Origin of the sequence: Bacillus cereus group sp. BfR-BA-01381, assembly GCF_022663555.1 — a bacterium.
Taxonomy (GTDB): domain Bacteria; phylum Bacillota; class Bacilli; order Bacillales; family Bacillaceae_G; genus Bacillus_A; species Bacillus_A pacificus.
In genome coordinates this window covers 1-247 of the sequence record NZ_JAKUFR010000316.1, presented here as the reverse complement: position 1 = coordinate 247, position 247 = coordinate 1, and the positions used below count along the sequence as shown (strand labels likewise).

The window sequence follows — 247 nt, the reverse complement described above, 5'->3', positions numbered from 1 at the left end:
TAACCCAATACCAAACATAATGCCGATCATGGATAACAACCAAATGCCGAACATGATGCCGATCATGGATAACAACCAAATGCCGAACATGATGCCGATCATGGATAACAATCAAATGCCAAATATGATGCCGATTATGGATAACAATCAACCACCGAATGTGATGCCGCCGAATCCGTATTATCAACAACAAAATCCATACTATGGTATGCCGTATCAGCAAGGAGTGCCGTTTGGACCACAGTAT

The 247-nt window shown here is 42.1% G+C and carries 1 pseudogene; it reads left to right on the top strand.

The annotated features are described in order from the left end of the window. Positions 1 to 247: pseudogene (locus MR079_RS28865) on the top strand (peptigoglycan-binding protein LysM); the annotation flags it as partial.